Source organism: Nonomuraea turcica (assembly GCF_030718205.1).
Lineage (GTDB): Bacteria > Actinomycetota > Actinomycetes > Streptosporangiales > Streptosporangiaceae > Nonomuraea.
In genome coordinates this window covers 81,724-100,122 of the sequence record NZ_JAUZQF010000002.1, presented here as the reverse complement: position 1 = coordinate 100,122, position 18,399 = coordinate 81,724, and the positions used below count along the sequence as shown (strand labels likewise).

At 71.1% G+C, this 18,399-nt stretch carries 15 protein-coding genes; 13 read left to right on the top strand and 2 right to left on the bottom strand.

What is annotated here, in order from left to right; genetic code table 11:
• Positions 1 to 51 precede the first annotated feature (51 nt).
• The 3 genes from Q9G87_RS06215 to Q9G87_RS06205 are packed head-to-tail and all read left to right on the top strand — an operon-like array spanning position 52 to position 2,703.
• Positions 52 to 783, top strand: coding sequence for a (Fe-S)-binding protein (locus Q9G87_RS06215; RefSeq protein WP_305915227.1), 732 nt, complete (start codon positions 52 to 54; stop codon positions 781 to 783).
• Positions 780 to 2,171 carry a lactate utilization protein B gene (locus Q9G87_RS06210; protein ID WP_305915226.1) on the top strand — a complete coding sequence of 464 codons (1,392 nt, stop codon included), beginning with the start codon at positions 780 to 782 and terminating at the stop codon, positions 2,169 to 2,171. The genes Q9G87_RS06215 and Q9G87_RS06210 overlap by 4 nt, the downstream gene beginning before the upstream one ends.
• A complete protein-coding gene (locus Q9G87_RS06205; protein WP_305915225.1) occupies positions 2,158 to 2,703 on the top strand; it encodes a LutC/YkgG family protein in 546 nt (181 codons plus the stop codon). The genes Q9G87_RS06210 and Q9G87_RS06205 overlap by 14 nt, the downstream gene beginning before the upstream one ends.
• Here the strand turns inward: Q9G87_RS06205 and Q9G87_RS06200 are convergent.
• Both Q9G87_RS06200 and Q9G87_RS06195 read right to left on the bottom strand, forming a co-directional pair.
• Positions 2,693 to 3,703 (bottom strand): baeRF2 domain-containing protein, encoded by a 1,011-nt coding sequence (locus tag Q9G87_RS06200; RefSeq protein ID WP_305915224.1) that lies wholly within the window; start codon positions 3,701 to 3,703, stop codon positions 2,693 to 2,695. The two genes, Q9G87_RS06205 and Q9G87_RS06200, sit on opposite strands and share 11 nt — an antisense overlap.
• Positions 3,704 to 3,706: 3 nt before the next feature.
• Entirely contained in the window at positions 3,707 to 4,117 is a 411-nt protein-coding gene (locus Q9G87_RS06195) for a DUF2795 domain-containing protein (protein WP_305915223.1), read from the bottom strand.
• A 77-nt stretch (positions 4,118 to 4,194) separates the two neighbouring features.
• On the opposite strand from Q9G87_RS06195, the gene Q9G87_RS06190 reads away from it, so the two are divergent.
• The 10 genes from Q9G87_RS06190 to Q9G87_RS06145 all read left to right on the top strand — a co-directional run bounded on the left by Q9G87_RS06190 (position 4,195) and on the right by Q9G87_RS06145 (position 18,355).
• Positions 4,195 to 5,274 (top strand): GNAT family N-acetyltransferase, encoded by a 1,080-nt coding sequence (locus Q9G87_RS06190; RefSeq protein WP_305915222.1) that lies wholly within the window; start codon positions 4,195 to 4,197, stop codon positions 5,272 to 5,274.
• Positions 5,275 to 5,531: 257 nt separating this feature from the next.
• The gene (locus tag Q9G87_RS06185) at positions 5,532 to 6,707 is read left to right on the top strand and encodes a bifunctional cobalt-precorrin-7 (C(5))-methyltransferase/cobalt-precorrin-6B (C(15))-methyltransferase (protein WP_305915221.1); all 1,176 of its coding nucleotides are present in this window, start codon (positions 5,532 to 5,534) and stop codon (positions 6,705 to 6,707) included.
• A gap of 70 nt (positions 6,708 to 6,777) precedes the next feature.
• A complete protein-coding gene (locus Q9G87_RS06180) occupies positions 6,778 to 7,620 on the top strand; it encodes a sirohydrochlorin chelatase (RefSeq protein WP_305915220.1) in 843 nt (280 codons plus the stop codon).
• 60 nt (positions 7,621 to 7,680) lie between these two features.
• The gene (gene cobT, locus Q9G87_RS06175; RefSeq protein WP_305915219.1) at positions 7,681 to 8,751 is read left to right on the top strand and encodes a nicotinate-nucleotide--dimethylbenzimidazole phosphoribosyltransferase; all 1,071 of its coding nucleotides are present in this window, start codon (positions 7,681 to 7,683) and stop codon (positions 8,749 to 8,751) included.
• A 12-nt stretch (positions 8,752 to 8,763) separates the two neighbouring features.
• Positions 8,764 to 9,780 carry an agmatinase gene (speB, locus tag Q9G87_RS06170; RefSeq protein WP_305915218.1) on the top strand — a complete coding sequence of 339 codons (1,017 nt, stop codon included), beginning with the start codon at positions 8,764 to 8,766 and terminating at the stop codon, positions 9,778 to 9,780.
• Positions 9,781 to 9,860: 80 nt separating this feature from the next.
• On the top strand, positions 9,861 to 11,093 hold the full coding sequence (gene cobA, locus Q9G87_RS06165; protein WP_305915217.1) for a uroporphyrinogen-III C-methyltransferase: 1,233 nt from the start codon (positions 9,861 to 9,863) through the stop codon (positions 11,091 to 11,093).
• A gap of 8 nt (positions 11,094 to 11,101) precedes the next feature.
• Positions 11,102 to 14,005, top strand: a complete 2,904-nt coding sequence (locus tag Q9G87_RS06160; RefSeq protein ID WP_305915216.1) for a dynamin family protein — start codon at positions 11,102 to 11,104, stop codon at positions 14,003 to 14,005.
• Positions 14,002 to 15,624, top strand: a complete 1,623-nt coding sequence (locus Q9G87_RS06155; RefSeq protein WP_305915215.1) for a GTP-binding protein — start codon at positions 14,002 to 14,004, stop codon at positions 15,622 to 15,624. Before Q9G87_RS06160 ends, Q9G87_RS06155 begins: the two co-directional genes overlap by 4 nt.
• A gap of 246 nt (positions 15,625 to 15,870) precedes the next feature.
• The gene (locus Q9G87_RS06150; protein ID WP_305915214.1) at positions 15,871 to 16,461 is read left to right on the top strand and encodes a single-stranded DNA-binding protein; all 591 of its coding nucleotides are present in this window, start codon (positions 15,871 to 15,873) and stop codon (positions 16,459 to 16,461) included.
• 814 nt (positions 16,462 to 17,275) lie between these two features.
• Complete coding sequence (locus Q9G87_RS06145) at positions 17,276 to 18,355, top strand: GGDEF domain-containing protein (RefSeq protein ID WP_305915213.1); 1,080 nt, start codon at positions 17,276 to 17,278, stop codon at positions 18,353 to 18,355.
• Positions 18,356 to 18,399: the final 44 nt, after the last annotated feature.

Here is an 18,399-nt window from a genome sequence, read left to right as displayed (position 1 = left end):
CTGATATGGTCGGACCATACTGTGGTCAGACCATACCTTGGAAGGAGAGCCGTGCGAGTCGCCCTGTTCATCACGTGCGTGAACGACACGCTCTTCCCCGGCACCGGAAAGGCGGTGGTGTCGCTGCTGCGCAGGCTCGGCTGCGACGTGGACTTCCCCGCCGCCCAGACGTGCTGCGGCCAGATGCACGTCAACACGGGCTACCGCGCGGAGGGCGTGCGGCTGGCGCGGCACTTCACCGAAGTCTTCGCCGGGTACGACGCCGTCGTCGCGCCGTCGGGCTCGTGCGCGGCCATGGTGCGCGAGCAGTACCCGAAGCTGGCGCGCCCGGGCAGCAAGGGGGCGGCGGCGATCGCCGAGGTCGTGCCCAAGGTGTATGAGCTGTCCGAGTTCCTGATCGATGTGCTGAAGGTCGAGGACGTCGGCGCATATTTCCCGCACCGGGTGACATATCACCCGACGTGCCATTCGTTGCGCGGACTGCGCCTCGGTGACCGGCCGACCCGGTTGCTCCAGCATGTCCGGGGCCTGGAGCTGGTGCCGCTGCCCGGGGCGGAGGAGTGCTGCGGCTTCGGCGGCACGTTCGCGGTCAAGAATCCGGCCGTCTCCGCCGCGATGGGCGCCGACAAGACCCGGAGCATTCTGGACACCGGCGCCGAGGTGTTGTGCGCGGCGGACAACTCGTGCCTGATGCACATCGGCGGCACGCTGAGCCGCCAGAAGACCGGTGTCAGGACGATGCATCTGGCCGAGATCCTCGCATCAACGGAGGAGGCCCAATGAGCGCCACGTTCCTCGGCATGCCCGGAAATTTCCCAAAAAACGCTGAAAAGGCTGTACAGAACTCTCAGCTCCGCTTCAATCTCCGCAAAGCCACCCACACCATTCGCGGCAAGCGGGCGAGCGTCGTCGGCGAGCTGCCCGACTGGGACGAACTGCGCGCGGCCGGCAAGGCGATCAAGGACCACACGCTCCGCAACCTCGACCGCTACCTGGTCCAGATGGAGGAGGCCGTCACCAGGGCGGGCGGCACGGTCCACTGGGCGAGGGACGCGGCCGAGGCCAACCGCATCGTCGCGGACCTGGTCAAGGCGACCGGCGAGACCGAGGTGGTCAAGGTCAAGTCCATGGCCACCCAGGAGATCAACCTCAACGACGCGCTCGCCGCGGAGGGCATCACCGCGTACGAGACGGACCTGGCGGAGCTGATCGTGCAGCTCGGCGACGACTTCCCCAGCCACATCCTGGTCCCCGCCATTCACCGCAACCGGTCGGAGATCCGGGAGATCTTCCTGGAGAAGATGCCCAAGGTCCCGGACAACCTGACCGACGACCCGCCCGCCCTGGCCGAAGCCGCCCGGCTCCACCTGCGCGAACGGTTCCTCAAGAGCAAGGTCGCGATCTCCGGCGCCAACTTCATGGTCGCCGAGACCGGCACGCTGGTGGTGCTGGAGTCCGAGGGCAACGGCCGCATGTGCCTGACCCTTCCGCGGACGCTCATCAGCGTGGTCGGGATCGAGAAGCTCCTGCCCTCCTGGCAGGACTTGGAGGTGTTCCTCCAGCTCCTCCCGCGCAGCTCCACAGGCGAGCGGATGAATCCCTATACGAGCATGTGGACGGGGGCGGTGGAGGGCCAGGACTTCCACCTGGTGCTGCTCGACAACGGCCGCACCGACGTGCTCGCCGACGAGGTCGGCCGCCAGGCGCTGCGCTGCATCCGCTGCTCGGCCTGCCTGAACGTGTGCCCGGTCTACGAGCGGGCGGGCGGCCACGCGTACGGCTCGGTCTATCCGGGCCCGATCGGCGCGATCCTCACGCCGCAGCTGCGTGGCATGGGCTCGGACCTGGACGCCTCGCTGCCCTACGCCTCCAGCCTGTGCGGCGCCTGCTACGACGTCTGCCCGGTCGCCATCGACATTCCGGAGGTCCTGGTGGACCTGCGGGCCAAGGCCCCGCACGCGGCGGCCGAGCGGGCCGGCATGAAGGTCGCCGGCTGGATCTTCAACGACCACACCCGGCTGGCCAAGGCCCAGCGTGCGGCCACCCGGCTGCGCAAGCTCGTGCCGAAACGGCTGCCGGGCCCGCTGTCGGCGTGGACCGACACCAGGGACATCCCCGACATCCCGGAAGAATCCTTCAGAGACTGGTGGGAGCGGAATGAGCGCGCGTGACGAGATTCTCGCCAGGATCGGCAGAGCCGTCGCCGGGGCGCAGGACGTCGAGATTCCCCGCGGCTACCGTACGACGCAGCAGGTGGAGGACCTCGTCGGCCTGTTCGCCGAGCGCGTGGACGACTACCGGGCGATCGTGCACGTGCTGCCCGCGGCGGAGGTGCCCGCCAAGATCGACGAACTCGTCGCCGGGCGGCGCATGATCAGGCCAGGCGGCGACGGGTGGGAGGATCTCAACACCGCCGACGGCGTGGTGACCAGCTGCGCCGTGGCGATCGCCGAGACCGGCACGATCGTCCTCGACCACGGCCCCGGCCAGGGGACCAGGGCGCAGACGCTGGTCCCCGACTACCACCTGTGCGTGGTCAGGGCCGACCAGATCGTCTCCGGCGTCCCCGAGGCCATTGCCAGGCTCGACCCGGCACGCCCGCTGACCTGGATCAGCGGCCCGTCGGCCACCAGCGACATCGAGCTCAACCGGGTCGAGGGCGTGCACGGCCCCCGAACGCTGGAAGTGATCATCAGTACCTGAGTACGGCCGCCACGTCCTTGACGTCGTCGGTGAACCACAATTCGGCGTCCGTCATCGCCGCCGCCCTGGCCAGCGCCGAGTCGGCGCGCTCCTGGACCGGGTCGTCCACGCCCCAGCGGCGCAGCTCCTCCGGGTCGGTGGCGACCTGGGTGCCGCCCTCGCCGGTCCAGACGGGCTTCGGCAGCTCGCCTGGCGAGAGCACCGCGTGCACCCGGCCCTCGCGCAGGGCGTGCGCGACGCGGGACACACCGACCGGGCCCGACGCCTCCTGATGGCGTTCGAGCAGCTCGGCCCGCCTGCGGTCGAGCCAGTCGTCGAGGGCCTTCTCCACGTCCTTCTCGAACTGGCCGTGGTCGGCGCGGCTGCCGTGCTCGACCATCAGGACGCGGTCGGCGGACTTGGTGCCGAGATGGTGCAGCAGGTACGAGCGTGACTTCGGCTCACCGGCCACCAGGATCAGGTCCGCGCCGATCCGGCGTACCTGCTCGTCGATCTCGTGCGCGACGGCCACCGCGTTCTTCTCCCACGTCTCGTCGACCGCCCGCTCGTACCGCTTCTGCGACCAGCCGCCCTGCGCGGTCTTCTGCAGCGGCCACTCCTCGGCCTCGACGATGGTCCGGCGCGGCGACCCGCCCCCGAACACCGTCACCTCCGCGCCCGCGTGGTCCACGATCACGCGAAGGTGCGGCACGTTTTCACCCCGCTGCATGAGCATGGGCGTGACGTGCGGCAGCGGCGACCACACGGCCAGCTCGTACGGCGCCCGCAACAGCGACTCGGCCAGCGCCACCTCACCGTGCGTGGCGAACAGGGCCCGCCCGGCCGCGGCCTGCTTCGCCTCGGCCTCCAGCGCGTCCAGCGTCGCCGAGTCGGCCCCGTCGAGCTGGTCGCGCATGGCGCGCCACTGCTTCTCCCGCTCGGCACCGGTGAGCGCGCCCAGGTACACCGACGCGTATGGGCCACGCCTCTCGTACAGCGGTCGGATGAAGTCCAGCCGCACCGGTCACCACCTCCGCTTCTCCACGCCGAGCCCGAGTGCCTTCGCCACCTCGGCCACGTTGGCGTACCGGCGATCGGGGAGGGACCCGACCATGTCCGCCACCCGGTCCGGCGCGCCCGCACGCTCCGCATGGCTCACCAGGTCGTCCTTCGACGCGGGCCACTTGCAGTCGCTGAGCCACTTGGCCAACTCGCTACGGATGTCGACGCCCCGCTGGGTGATTCCGGCAGGCGTGCCGGGCTCGTGACCGGGCGGGTACGACTGCTCCGACCGCTCGCCGGGCGCCGGCATGTCCTCGGGCTCCTTCCATTCCTCGGCGTGCGTCGTGCCGCCGCCGCGGACCATGCCCTTGGTCTCGTGCTTCTGCTGGTCGTCCAGACGGGGGCCGTGCTTGTCGCTCCCACGTTGTTCCATCGTTCCCTCACTCCTCTCAACTGCGCCCCTACCCCCGCTTTCGTGGGCAAACATCGCGAGTGTGTACCCTGCCGACCGTGTTCGATCCCGACGTCAGCATCGTGACGGCCCGGCTCACACTGCGGCCGTTCGGCCCTCAGGACGCCGCCCGGATCCGGTCGATCGTGGAGTCCGGCGTGCGGTTCCTCCCGCCCGGCGCCCCCTCCCACGTCTCCGGCGTCGCCCCGTGGCTGGCGCACGGCGTGCACGAGCTCCGCAAGTCAGGTCAGGGCGTCCATCTGGCCATGACGGACGTCGACGGGGTCGTGGTGGGCGCCATCAGCCTGTTCAAGACCTCGTGGAGCGCGGGCACGACCGAGGTCGGGTACGGCGTGCACCCCCTCTACCGGGGCCGCGGCCTGGCCACCGAGGCGGTGCGCGGTCTGGTCGAGTGGGTGTTCGAGACCACCGAGCTGCGCAGGATCGACCTGACGGCCAACCTGGACAACGCCGCCTCGCTGCGCGTCGCCCAGAAAGCGGGCTTCACCTGGGAAGGCGTGCTGCGTTCCGCGGTCATGGACGACGACGGCCAGCATGATCTGGTCGTGTTCGGCCTGCTGCGCGGCGACGGCCGCCGCCCGGCTCCCACGCTGCCCCGGGCGGAGCTGCGTACCCAGCGGCTGCTGCTGCGCCCGCTCGCGCCCGCCGACGTGCCCGACCTGGCCGCCACCGCGGCGGACCCGCTCACCCAGGCCAGGACGGGAGTACCGCGCGGCTACACCGAGGAGCACGCGCGGACGTTCATCGAGAGCGTCGAGCGGCTCCGGCTGCGGGGTGCGGGCATCGGCTGGGCGGCCGTACATCCGGCGACTGGCCGGTTCGCCGTGAACGTGGACCTCAGGGACATCGATTGGACGAACCGGACAGCCGAGGTCGGCTACATGACGGCCCCATGGGCACGCGGCCGCGGCTACGCCGGCGAGGCCGTGCTGGCGGTCGCGCGCTGGCTGTTCGAGAGCCAGGGCTTCCACCGGCTCCAGCTGCGCGCGGCCGTCGGCAACCCGGAGTCCCAGCGGGTGGCCGAGAAGGCGGGGTTCACCCGCGAGGGCGTCGCCCGCGCCAGCCTCGCCGGCGAGGACCTCGTCGTCTTCAGCCTCGTCCCCTCCGATCTCGTCTAGGGAGCAACTGCTCTGTGTCGATGGTCGCGCTCGCACGGGGCTCCGCTGGTTACGCAAGCTGCCGCTCTCCGCCCCAGGCTCGCCGCTCTGTGTCGGTGGTCGCGCTCGCACGGGGCTCCGCTGGTTACGCAAGCTGCCGCTCTCCGCCCCAGGCTCGCCGCTCCGACCTGGCCCGGGGGCATACCGGCCTGACCCTTGCACCCTTTGTGAAACTCCGCCGCAACCGTCACCCTTGAGGTGGAGGAGAGTGAGGCGCCATGATCACGGTTGTCGGCTGGGACGGATCCGAGCTGTCGGCCAAGGCGGTGGACCGGCTGCACGAGGCGAGGCTCGTTGTGGGACCCGACGCCATCGTCGGGCAGCTCACGCTGACGGCGCAGACCGCGGCCGACGAGTCGCTGCTCCAGACACTCGACGACCACCTCGAACAGGGCGAAGGTCCCGCCGTCGTGATCGCGGAGGGCGATCCCGGCTTCTTCGGCGTCGTGCGCACGCTGCGGGCGCACGGCATCAAACCCGAGGTGCTGCCCGCGAAATCGCTGGTCACGCGGGCTTTCGCCTGCGCCGGGCTCAACTGGGAGGACGCGCTCGTCGTCGCCCCGGCCGGCCCGCACCAGCTCAACCGCGCGGTGAACGCCTGCCGCGCCCATCCCAAGGTCGCCTTGCTCGTCGCGCCGGGCGTGGGCCCCGGTGAGATCGCCAGGGAGCTGGCCCCGACCACGCCCCGCGCGCTGATCGTCTGCGAGGACCTCGGCGGCCCCGACGAGCGGGTCACGCACAGCCGCATGGGCGAGGCCACGACCCGGCCGTGGAAGGATCCCGACGTGGTGCTCGTCATCGACCCGCTGCACCAGCCCAAGGAGCACAGCTGGGTGGCCGGGGCGCAGCCGGGTCCCGCCGAGTGGGCGCTGCCGTTCGAGAGTAGGATCCCGGCGGAGGCGCGGGCGTACATCCTGGCCAAGCTGGGCCCCAGGCTCGGTGACCTGGTGTGGGACGTGGGCGCCGGCGTCGGCGAGATCGCCGTGGAATGCGCCAGGATGGGCGCGGCCGTCGTGGCCGTCGAGCGCGAGGAGTCTTTGTGCGCCAAGTTGCGCGCCAACGTGCTCGAGCACGGTGTGAAGGTGGCCTTGACCAGGGGACAGGCGCCGCCGGCGCTGGAGCCGCTGCCCGACCCGGACGCGGTGTTCGTGGGCGGCGGCGGGCCGGACGTGGTCGTGGCCTGCGCGGCGCGCCGCCCGCGCTCGCTCGTGTGCGCGCTCAACAAGATCGAGCAGGTCTCGGCCGTGCTGGAGCGGCTGCGCGAGCAGGGCTACCGGGGCGAGGGCACCCAGATCCTGGCCTCGAAGCTGACGCTCAACCCCGACGGCTCGCACCGTTTGACCACCGCGGACCCCGTGTTCGTGGTGCATGCGACGCCATTGCACGCAGCGTGACCTGTTCCGTACCGGGGCCTATCGGTTATCCTCTCGTGACTTTGTCCCCCGTAATGGAGATTCCCTCACGATGAAGCCGCCGCTCCTGCTGATCGGGCAGGGCTCGCACGATGACGCCTACGCTGCGGAGTTCGGTAGGTTCGTCCACCGTCTCCGCTGCCGCCTCGACCATTTGGCCGCCGATGTCTCTGGCGGCTACCTGGAGCGGGCCACGCCGCGGCTGAGTGATTCCGTCGCCTCCCTGGTCGCCAGGGGGCACCACCGCCTTGTGGCGCTGCCGCTGAGCCTCAGCCGGGTCAGCGACGACTTCAGCGCCGCCATGGAGCTGGAGCAGAAGCGGCACCCGACGCTGATGTACGACTACGGCCGCCCGCTCGGGCCCGACCCCCGGGTGCTCGCGCTGCTGGCCGAGCGGCTCAACGAGGCCGCCGCCGAGATCTCCAAGCCGGCGCGCCCGCTCGAGCTCGTGGGCGCCCGGCCCCGGCTACGTGCCGTCGACACCCTGCTCGAGGAGTCCCTGCACGTGGAGCCGGGCGAGACCGCTGTCGTCCTGGTGGGCGAGGGCTCGACGGACGCGGCCGCCAACGCCGAGGTCCACCGGGTGTCCAGGTTGTTCTGGGAGATGCACGCCTACGACTTCATGACCGTGGAGACCGCGTTCGTGTCGGTCACTCCTCCGGGGGTGCCCGGCGGGCTGGAGCGCTGCCGCCGCCTGGGGGCCAAGCGGGTGATCGTGGTGCCCTACCTGCTGTTCGCGGGCGGCATGCTGGAGCGCGTGTGGGCGCAGGCGCTGGCCTACGGCGCGGGACATCCCGATCTCGACATCCGCTGCGCCGAGGTGATCGGCGACTGCGAGACCCTGGCCGACGTCGTGATCGACCGATACGAGGAAGCGCTCCAGTTCGTTCCGTAGGCCTTCCGACCTCATCCCCTCAGCCTTCCCACCCTGAAGGCCTGTCAGTGGAGGTACGCCATGCTCGCTGAGACGCTCGCCGCGATCCGCCCCGCCGATCCGGTGGCGGTCGCCGAGGCCCGTGCTCACCAGGATCGCCTCACCAAGCCCCGCGGCTCGCTCGGCGCCCTGGAGGAGCTCGCGATCCGCCTCGCGGGCGCTGCGGGCCTCTGCCCGCCGCCGATGCCCGCTCCCGCGGCGCTGGCTATCTTCGCGGCCGACCACGGCGTGCACGCCCGCGGCGTCACCCCGTGGCCGCAGGAGGTCACGGTGCAGATGGTGGCCAACTTCCTGGCCGGCGGCGCGGTCGCCAACGCTTTCGCCGCCCAGGCCGGCGTGTCCGTGACCGTGGTCGACGTCGGCGTCGCCGCCGACCTGCCCGACGCGCCCGGCCTGGTCAAGCACAAGATCGGGTACGGCACCGCCGACCTGTCGCAGGGGCCCGCCATGACCGTCGACCAGGCCGTCCGAGGGCTGGAGGCCGGGATCACGGTGGCCCGCGACCTGGTGGCCTCGGGGGCGCGCTGCCTGATCACCGGCGACATGGGCATCGCCAACACCACCGCCTCCGCCGCCCTGATCGCCGTCTTCACCGGGAAGGACGCGGCCGAGGTGACCGGCAGGGGCACCGGGATCGATGACGAGACGCACGCCCGCAAGGTGGCCGTCGTCCGCGACTCCCTGCGGATGAACGGCCTGCCGGCCGACGTGTCCTCCGCGAGCGAGGCGCTGCGCGCGCTGGCCGCCGTCGGCGGCTACGAGCACGCCGCCCTCGCGGGTTTCATCCTGGGCGGCGCGGCGGCCCGCGTCCCGGTGATCCTGGACGGCGTCATCGCCGGCGCCGCCGCGCTCGTGGCCGCCGCGCTGGACCCGGCCGCGCCCGACCACTGCGTCGCCGGGCATCGCTCGGCCGAGCCCGGCCACGCCGCCGCGCTCACCCACCTCGGGCTGCGCCCCCTGGTGGACCTGGAGATGCGGCTCGGCGAGGGCACCGGCGGGCTGCTCGCCCATCCGATGGTGTGCGCGGCCGTGCGGGTGATGCACGATGTGGCCACGTTCGACTCGGCAGGAGTGACCGAGAAGCCGGAGTGATGGAGGTCGGGTTTGTCCCGTTATGGCGCGATGTATGGCCCGGATGTCACGTTCTTGGGTGTGGACCGCTGCGACGTCGGCGACCCGGCGAGCTACGAGGGCGCCGACGTGGTGATCATCGGGGCTCCGTTCGACGGCGGCACCTCCAACCGGCCCGGCGCCAGGTTTGGCCCGAACGCGTTGCGCCAGGCCTGCTACCTGCCCCACGACGGGTCCAGGCCGAGCCTGGCGCTGCGCGTGGACGCGCTGAAGGACCTGCGCGTCCTCGACGCCGGTGACGTGGAGTGCTATTCGGGCGACGTCGAGGGCTCGCTGACGGCGATCGAGGAGGCCGTGCACCGCGTCGCCGCCTCGGGCGCGATCCCGCTGGTGCTGGGCGGTGACCATACGATCGCGCTGCCCGACGCGCGCGGCACGGCCAGGGCTCACGCGCCGGGCCGCACCTCGATGATCCACTTCGACGCGCACGCCGACACCGGCGACCACACCTTCGGCCACCACCTGTACGGCCACGGCCAGCCGATGCGGCGGCTCATCGAGTCGGGCGCCATCCGCGGCGACCGGTTCCTGCAGATCGGGCTGCGCGGCTACTGGCCCGAGCCCGCGACGCTCGAATGGATGGCGCGGCGGAACATGCGCTCGTACGAGATGACCGAGGTCGTCGCGCGCGGGCTCGACGAGGTGCTGACGGAGTCGTTCCAGATCGCGCTCGACGAATGCGACCAGGTCTTCCTGTCCGTCGACATCGACGTCTGCGACCCCGGCCACGCGCCCGGCACCGGCACGCCCGAGCCGGGCGGGCTCACGGCCAGGCAACTCCTCGACGCGGTGCGCAGAATCTGCTACGAGCTTCCTGTGGCGGGGATGGAGCTGGTGGAGGTGGCGCCGCCGTATGATCATGCGGACATCACCGCGTACCTTGGGAACCGGGTTATTCTTGAGGCGCTGTCAGCGATGGCCAGACGCCGGAAGGACGATGAGGGCGGGCCGCGCTGGGATCCCCGTCGGCCACTTCTCGATGGTCGTTAACCCAGGCGCAGCAAATGAAGGATTGAGAGCCGGTAGGTTTACCTCCTAAACACAACCTTCGCGAATGGGAGATTCCCCTCATGGGTCCCTACCTCCTCGGCCTGCGGCTTTCCGGCCGCCGGGTGCTCGTCGTGGGCGGCGGCCGCGTCGCGCAGCGGCGTGTCCCCGCGCTGCTAGAGGCCGGTGCGGAGGTCACCGTCGTGTCGCCGAGCGTGACTCCGGCGCTCGACGACCTGATCGCTGCCGGGCGGGTCACCTGGCACGCCCGGCCCTACGAGGTCGGCGACTGCGACGGGGCCTGGCTCGTCCAGGCCTGCACCGACGAGAGATCCGTCAACACCGCGGTCGCCGCCGAGGCGGAGGCCAAGCGCGTGTGGTGCGTGCGGGCCGACGACAAGGACGCCTCCGCCGCCTGGACGCCCGCCTCGGGGCGGGTCGACGAGATCAGCGTGGCCGTCACCGCGGGCGGCGACCCGCGCAGAGCCGCCGGCATCAGGGACGCGGTCGTCGAGGCGCTGCGTGACGGCACGGTCGAGGCCCGGCGCAACCGTACGAAACCGGTCGGCGTGGCCCTGGTCGGCGGCGGGCCCGGCGACCCCGGCCTGATCACTGTGCGGGGGCGGCAGCTCCTGGCACAGGCCGACGTGGTGGTGGCAGACCGGCTGGCCCCCCGCGCCCTGCTCGATGAGCTCGCGCCCGACGTCGAGCTGGTGGACGCCGCGAAGGTGCCCTATGGCCGGTCGTTGTCCCAGGAGACGATCAACGAGCTGCTCGTGGACCGGGCCAGGCAGGGCAAGTTCGTGGTCCGGCTCAAGGGCGGCGACCCGTTCGTGTTCGGGCGGGGCGGCGAGGAGATGATCGCCTGCGCCCGGGCCGGCATCCCCGTGCTGGTCGTGCCCGGCATCACCAGCGCCGTGGCGGTGCCCGCGGCGGCCGGGGTGCCGGTGACGCATCGCGGCGTCAGCCAGGAGTTTCACGTGATCTCGGTGCACGTGGCGCCGGACGACCCCAAGTCGACCGTCGACTGGCCCGCGCTGGCCCGTTCCGAGGGCACGCTGGTGCTGATGATGGCGGTCGAGCGGCTGGCGAAGGTGGCTGAGGCACTCGTTCGCGACGGACGTTCTCCGGAGACTCCCGTAATGGTGGTACAGGACGGTACCCTTCCGACCCAGCGGGCGGTTATCGCCTCGCTTTCCACCGTGGCCGACCGCGTGTCCGCGGCTGGGATACGGCCGCCGGCGATCGTCATCGTCGGCGACGTCGTCAGGGTCGGCCAGGAGGTCGAGATGGTTCGAGCGGAGCGCTTGCCGTGAACACGGCCATGGATGACGGACGACCGGAGTCGCTGGGGGAGCAGACGTTGAGCTTCCGGCCAGTGCGGGACGACGACGACACGTTCGACGCCTTCGCCCCGGCCGGCGGAGCCAAGGCCACGCGGCCTGACGACCCACGTCCGGCCGGCGGCCGGACCGGGCACGAGGAGCCGGCGCCCGAGGACAGTCGGCCCGGCCGGGCCGAGCCGCCGGCTGGTGACGAGCGGGTCGGCCGTCCGGGGCCGTCGGCGGGTGATGGGCGGGCTGGCCGTCCAGGGCCGTCGGCTGGTGATGGGCGGGCCGGCCGCGAGGAGCCGCGGGCCCAGGAGGCGGGCGCGCCTGGTGAGTCCCCCCAGGGCGAGGCCGTCGCCGACCGTTCCGGCGCCCAGAAGCCCGCCGAGGCCGTGAACTTCTTCGCTCCCCGCCGACCCGCCACCGGCACCGGCCGCTCCGCACCGGAGCCGCCGCCCGCCTCCGCGGGGCGTTCCACAGCGGAGCCGCCGTCCGCTTCCGAGCCCGAGACGCTGTCCGCTTCCGAGCCCGAAACGCTGTCCGCTTCCGAGCCCGGAACGCTGTCCGCTTCCGAGCCCGAGACGCTCGCCGCTTCTGAGCCCGAGACGCTCGCCGCTTCTGAGCCTGAAGCGCCGGTCGCTCCCGGGCCCCGCCCGGAGCCGAGGAAGCCCGAGGCTCCCGCCGACTCGGCCCCGTCCGGTGGGCCCTCCCTTTTCGTGAAACCTGCCGCACTCGACGGCCCGGCCGTCGGCGAGACCTCCGCCGAGCAGCAGATGCTCGCCCGTGACGAGCCGGCGACCGCACCGGCCGCCGAGCAATCGGACGGCGAGCTGCTGAACATCGAGCAGCCGGTGGACGCGGGACCGTCTGACGAGCCACCAGGCGATGCGGAGGCGCCCGGCGAGGAGCCGCACTCTCAGGAGCCGTCTGCCGGGGAAACGGCCGACGCGAAGGCATCGCCGGACGCTGAGGCATCGGACGCTGAGGCATCGGACGCTGAGGGCCTGCACGACGCTGACGAATCGCAAGACGCTGACGAGTCGCATGTCGAAGATCGGCCGTCACCCGAGGATGAGCCGGTCGCAGCGGAAGAGCAGCCGCCCGCCGGCGATCCGCCCGCTGAGGGACCCGGCGCCGACGAGCCCGAAACCCCCGAGCCCGAAACGCACGAGCCTGAAGCCCATGAGCCTGAGGCCGGCAGCTTGGGATCCGACGGGAACGAAGGCTCTGGCGAGGCCTCGGCGACCCGTACCGAGGAGTTGCCGGCAGAGGCGGCCGAGGCACTCGCGGCGGCACTCGGCACGTTGCGGGAAAGCGTCGCCGACCTCCGCTTCGGCCTGGACCTGCCCGGTGCCGAGGAGGCCAGGCAAGCGCAGGCCGACCTGCTGACCCAGCTCGAGGACTACGTGCTGCCCCGGGTCAAGACCAGCACCGCCCCCGCCCTCATCGTGGTCGCGGGCTCGACGGGCGCGGGCAAGTCCACCCTGATCAACTCCCTCGCCGAACGCAACGTCTCGCGCACCGGCGTACGCCGCCCGACCACCGGCACCCCCGTGCTGGTCTGCCACCCCGAGGACCGCGACTGGTTCACGGAGGGCGAACTGCTCGGCAATCTGGAGCGGCTCGACCAGCCCTCCCCGAACTCCGGGATGCGCGGCATCGTCATCGTCGCGACGGAGAAGCTCCCGCAGGGCGTCGCGCTGCTCGACACCCCCGACATCGACTCGGTGGTCGAGGAGCACCACGATGTCGCACACCGCATGCTCGACGCCGCCGACCTGTGGATCTTCGTGACCACGGCGGCCCGATACGCCGACGCCCCCGCCTGGAACCTGCTGAAGCTGGCCAAGGAGCGCGGCGCCCGCCTGGCCATCGTGTTGTCGCGGGTACAGCAGAGGTCCGCCGACGTGGTGCTGAAGCATTTCGTCCGGATGCTCACCGAATACGGCCTGGGCGAGATCGACCGGTTCGTGATTCACGAGTCGAAGGTCGAGGACGGCAGGCTGCCCGACAGCGAGGTCACCGACCTGCGAATGTGGCTGGCCGAGCTGTCGGTGGACGAAGAGCGGCGCGCCCAGGCCGTACGCGAGACGCTCAACGGCGTGCTTGACAGCTTCCGCACCCGCGTACCGGCGCTGGCCAAGCATCTGGAGGCGCAGGCCGCGTTCAGGACCGAGCTGCGCAGCGACGTGGAGGCGGCTTTCTTCAGCGCGCTCAGCGCGATCGACAAGGCGTCGAAGAATGGCTCGCTGCTGCACGGCGAGGTGCTGGCCCGCTGGCAGGACTTCGCCGGCTCGGGCGATCTGATGCGCTCGCTGCGGCTGCGCAAGCGCGGCAGGGCCGCCAGGCAGGCACCCGAACGGGTGCTGGCATTCAAGGCGGCGATCCGCACCGGCCTGGAGTCGGTGATCGTGGCCGCCGCCAACCGTGCCGCTGAGGAGGTGGCCGCGCGCTGGCGGCACCGCTCGGAGCTAGGGGCCAAGCTCGGCGAGGGCCTCGACAGGCCTTCGGACGATCTCGTACGGCACACCAGTCGGGCCATCGCGTCCTGGCAGGAGCACCTGAGCGAGCTGGTGCGGACAGAGGGTGTGGCCAAGCGGTCGGTGTCGAAGCTGGTGTCGTTCGATCCCGACTCGCTGTCACTGATCTTCATGGTCGCGATGTTCCACGGCAGCAACGGCGAAGGCGTGCCGCATCGGCTGGTCAACGCCCTGCTGGGCGCGGAGTCGCTGCGCGGCATCGGCGCCAAGGCGCTGAGCGACCTGCGGGCCAGGATCGGCATGCTGTTCGACCAGGAAGCGCTGCGTTATGCGCAGGCGCTCGATTCCGCGGGCATTCCCGACGAGTCCGTCGCGACTCGGCTTTACCAGGCAACGTACAACCTTGAGGTCGCTCGATGACCACGATGACCACCAGGCCGGGCCTCGCCGCGCGGCTGACCGCGCTCACCAAGGTGGTGGAGCTGGGCCCGGGGCGGCTCGACAGGAAGCTGCTTAACGAGGCCGGCGCGCTGCTGCAGCGGGCCGGAGAACGCCTCAAGCTGTCGTCCGAGCACACCGTCGTCGCCCTTGCGGGCGGCACGGGCAGCGGGAAGTCGTCGCTGTTCAACGCGATCTCCGGGCTGGAGCTGTCGCCCACCGGCGTACGCCGGCCGACCACGGCCCGCACCCACGCCTGCGTCTGGGGACTGGAGGGCGCGGCGCCGCTGCTCGACTGGCTGCAGATCCAGTGGCGGCACCGCTTCTCCCGGGCCAGCGCGCTCGACAAGGGCGACAGCCAGCTCCACGGGCTCATCCTGCTGGACCTGCCCGACCACGACTCGATCAGGGCACTGACCGACACCGAGGCCGACCGGCTCATCGGTCTGGCGGACCTGGTGGTGTGGGTGCTCGACCCGCAGAAGTACGCCGACGCCTCCACGCACCGGCGCTACGTGACGGAGCTGGCGGGGCATGACGCGGTGACGGTGTTCGCGCTCAACCAGGCCGACCGGCTCACCACCGAGGAGCTGGCCGAGCTGGTCATCGACCTCAACGACCTGCTGCGCCGTGAGGGCGTCGAGCATCCGAGCGTCGTACCCACCTCGTCGGTCAGCGGGCGCGGCATCGAGAGCCTCAAGAGCGTCATCGCGACCGCCGTCGCCCGCCGGCGTGCCGCCATCCAGAAGCTCGAGGCGGACCTGCACCGATTGGAGCAGCGTCTGGCCGAGGCCATGCCGCTGGGCGAGTCCTTGACCGCCCCGTCGTCGGTCGACGAGGCCCGCAGGATGGGGCTGACCGACGCGTTGTGCGACGCGGTGGGCGTTCCGGCCGTGGGCGAGGCCATGGAGAACGTCTACGCGGAGCGGTCCAGCCAGTGGGTCGGGTGGCCGTATCCACGGTGGTTCGACAAGTTCCGCTCCGATCCGTTGAAGAGCCTGCGTCTTGAGGACGTGGGGGATGAGATCCGCGGCATCACGGCGGGCTCGGTCAGCGCCCAGTCGGCCGAGGTGGCCAACGCCGTCCACGCGCTGGCCGACGGGCTGTCCATGGGCATGCACCCGGTGTGGCGTACGGCGGTGCACCAGGCGGCCAGGTCCCGCGCGGGCCAGTTGCCACAGGCCCTGACCGAGGACCTCACGGAGGTGGCGCCCCAGCTCGACCGGGTGCCGGGGTGGTGGCGGCTGCTCAAGGTGTGGCAATACTTCCTGGTGGCGGCATTCCTGGCCGGGGCGGCCTGGCTGGCGGTCGGCCTGATCATGCCCGGCCGGCTGCCGGCTGGGCTGGAGCTGCTGGGCGACAGCGCGGCGCTGCCGTGGGTGGGGCTCATGATGGCTTCGGTGCTGGGCCTGGGCGCGCTGTCGGGCATCGCGTCCCGCAACTTCGTGGAGCTGGGGGCGTCGAAGGAGCGGGAACGGCTCGAGCGCGAGATGAGGCGCCGGGTCGCGGCCGTGTCGGCGACGATGGTCGTGGAGCCCGTCGAACGCGAGCTGACCCGCCACCACGCCTTCTACACGGCTCTGCGCGATCTGTCCGGCTGACACCTCGTCCTGCACCCTCTTGCCGGCCGGGACCGGCGTCTCGGCCGGCGGGTGCGGCGGGCGGATGTCCTTGGCTTGCGTGCTGGGGCGGGCGGATCTCCGGGGGGCGTGGATTGTGTCCACAGGCTCAACCCGCGCCGACACCTTCATCCACAGAATCCCGTTCGCCCGCCCCTGCACCCACCCCCTCACGGCACCGTAGGGCCAGGTCGCGGGCAGCCCGCCCGCCGCATGGGGAGGCATGGGATGAACGACATCTACATCACGCTCACCGGCAACGTCGCAGCAGAGCCCCGGCAATACACCTTCGATGACGGCCTCAGGGTCACCTCGCTGAAGGTGCTCACTTCGCACCGTTACTTCGACAAGAAGACAGGCCAGTGGACCGATGGCGAGCGGGTCTGCTTCACCGTCCGCTGCTGGCGCGCCTTGGGAGAGAACGTCGCCACGTCCGTACGGGCGGGGCAGCCTGTGGTGGTATCGGGCAGGCTCCGCATCCGCGAGTTCGGCCAGGAAGGCGACCGCCGTTTCATGCCTGAGATAGAGGCCAGCGCGGTGGGCCACGACCTGCGCTGGGGCACCGGAGTCTTCACCAAGCCGGAGCGGGGCGCCGGCGTGGCCTCGATGAGCAGGGAAATGCGTGACCGCCTGGACGAGGAAACCCAGGACTGGGCCATGGGCTCCCGGCCCCTCCGCTCTCTCCCTCGACCCGGCGCCGCGCCCACCGAAAGCCACCCTGTCCGCGTGCTTGGGCCGGAGGGCGCGAACGACAGCGCCGGCGATGAAGACGACCAGAACGTCGAGCCGCTGACGACCGAGGAGCGTGCGGCAGCGTAGAACACCGAGCCAGCAGGGGGCGCCGTCGGCCACATGCGGTGCTCCCTGGTGCTTCGGGGCGCCAAGGTGCTGAGGGCGCTGAGGGCGCTGGGGCGCTGAGGTGCTGAGGGCGCTGAGGGCGCTGAGGGCGCTGGGGCGCTGGGGCGCTGGGGCGCTGAGGGCGCTGAGGTGCTGAAGGTGCTGAAGGTGCTGAAGGTGCTGAGGCGCTGGAGCGTTGGGAGCGGTGACGTGTGACGGCGCTGACTTTGGGGGCGCTGAGGTGTTGGGCGTCGGGACGGCCGCTAAGGCGCAGGCGGTTGAGCCGTTGATGATGCGCGCAGGGGAGTTGGCTAAGGGAGGGGGAGGAGGAGGGGAGGGGGCACCGGCCGAAATCCCGTTGATCGCCCCGAGGGCGGCCGATGGCGTTGACCCGTGTGGCGGCCCGCGTCAGATCGCGACCGCATCTGTCAGGCCCAAATCACGCCCCGCACCATGGCTGCTCCTTTCCAGCACGGCCCGCTCGCGGATTGAGCAGGTGTGGTCTCTGTCAACGTATCGGTTCCCATCGCGCAACGCACACTCCGCAATTATTGTGTTACACATCGTTAGTCAAGGAGGAGACGAGATGGCGGCGACCAGTCACGCCTCGATAAAGTCTCGCAACGGTGTGTCAACACTGGTCGACCGCTGGCCGTTGCTAGGGCAACGCCGCCCACTCGTGATCTACTTGTGCGCGATAGTGGCTCTCGATCTCGTCGCGATCATGGTGTTCGCGTCCAGCACCGAGTTCCGGTGGCCGGATATGGGCACGTTTGCTGCCCTCATGGGGTGTGGCATGGTCTGCATCGAGGCCACCAGACGCCTGGGGATGCCTGCCGGGGTCTCGCGCGACCTGCTGTCGGCCTGGTGGCTGCCGGTGGCCTTGCTCTTGCCCCCCGTCTACGCACTGTTCGCGCCGATCGTGCTGCAGGTCCTGCTGCAGCTACGAGTCCGGGCCACGGTGCTGCACCGCCGGGTGTTCACCTCGGCCGCCATCGGCCTGGCCGGGTGTTCGGCATCGGTCCTGTTCCACGGGTTCGTCCCGGCCCCGTCGGCGTTGTCCCGCGGCAGTGGCCCGCCCATCATGTACGCGGTGGCGGCCGCCGTGCTCTTCTCGTTGCTCAACATCGCGCTCATCGCCATCGCCGCCCACATGGCCAACCCGGACATCACCTGGCCGGAGGTGCTGTGGGATCGGGAGAGCGTGCTGCTGGACATCGTCGAGCTGTGCCTCGGAGTCACGGTGTCGATCGCCTGCGGCCTCAACCTCGCCCTGCTTCTGCTCGCCCTTCCGCCGGTGGTGCTCCTGCAACGCAGCCTTCTGCATGCACAGCTCCAGGCGGCGGCACGTACGGACGCGAAGACCGGCTTGCTGAACGCCGCCGCCTGGCAACGCGAGGCCGACACGGAGATCGTCCGCGCCCGCCGCACCGGTGACACGCTGGCGCTTCTGATCATCGACATCGACCACTTCAAACGCGTCAACGACGCGCACGGCCACCTGGTCGGCGATCAGGTCCTGGTCGGGGTGGCGGCCGCGTTGCGCAGCCAACTGCGCGACTACGACGTGGTGGGGCGTTTCGGCGGTGAGGAGTTCGTCGTCCTGCTGCCCGGCGCCGACATTCACGAGGCCCGGCAGGTCGCCGAGCGCCTGCGCACCCGCATCGGCCACATGGCCATCCCCGCCGATGACACCCTCGTCAAGGTCACCATTTCGGCGGGTGTCGCGTTGATGAGCGTCCACGGCGATGAGCTGATCGATCTGCTGGCCGCCGCCGATCTGGCGCTGTACCGAGCGAAGGAGCTGGGCCGCGACCGCGTCTGCATCCCAGCCGTCCACCCCCCGCCCCGCCCCCTCCCCGAGGAACCCTGCTGACCGCGCCGGCACCTGTCCCTACAGGTCTGGCAAGGTCTCACAGG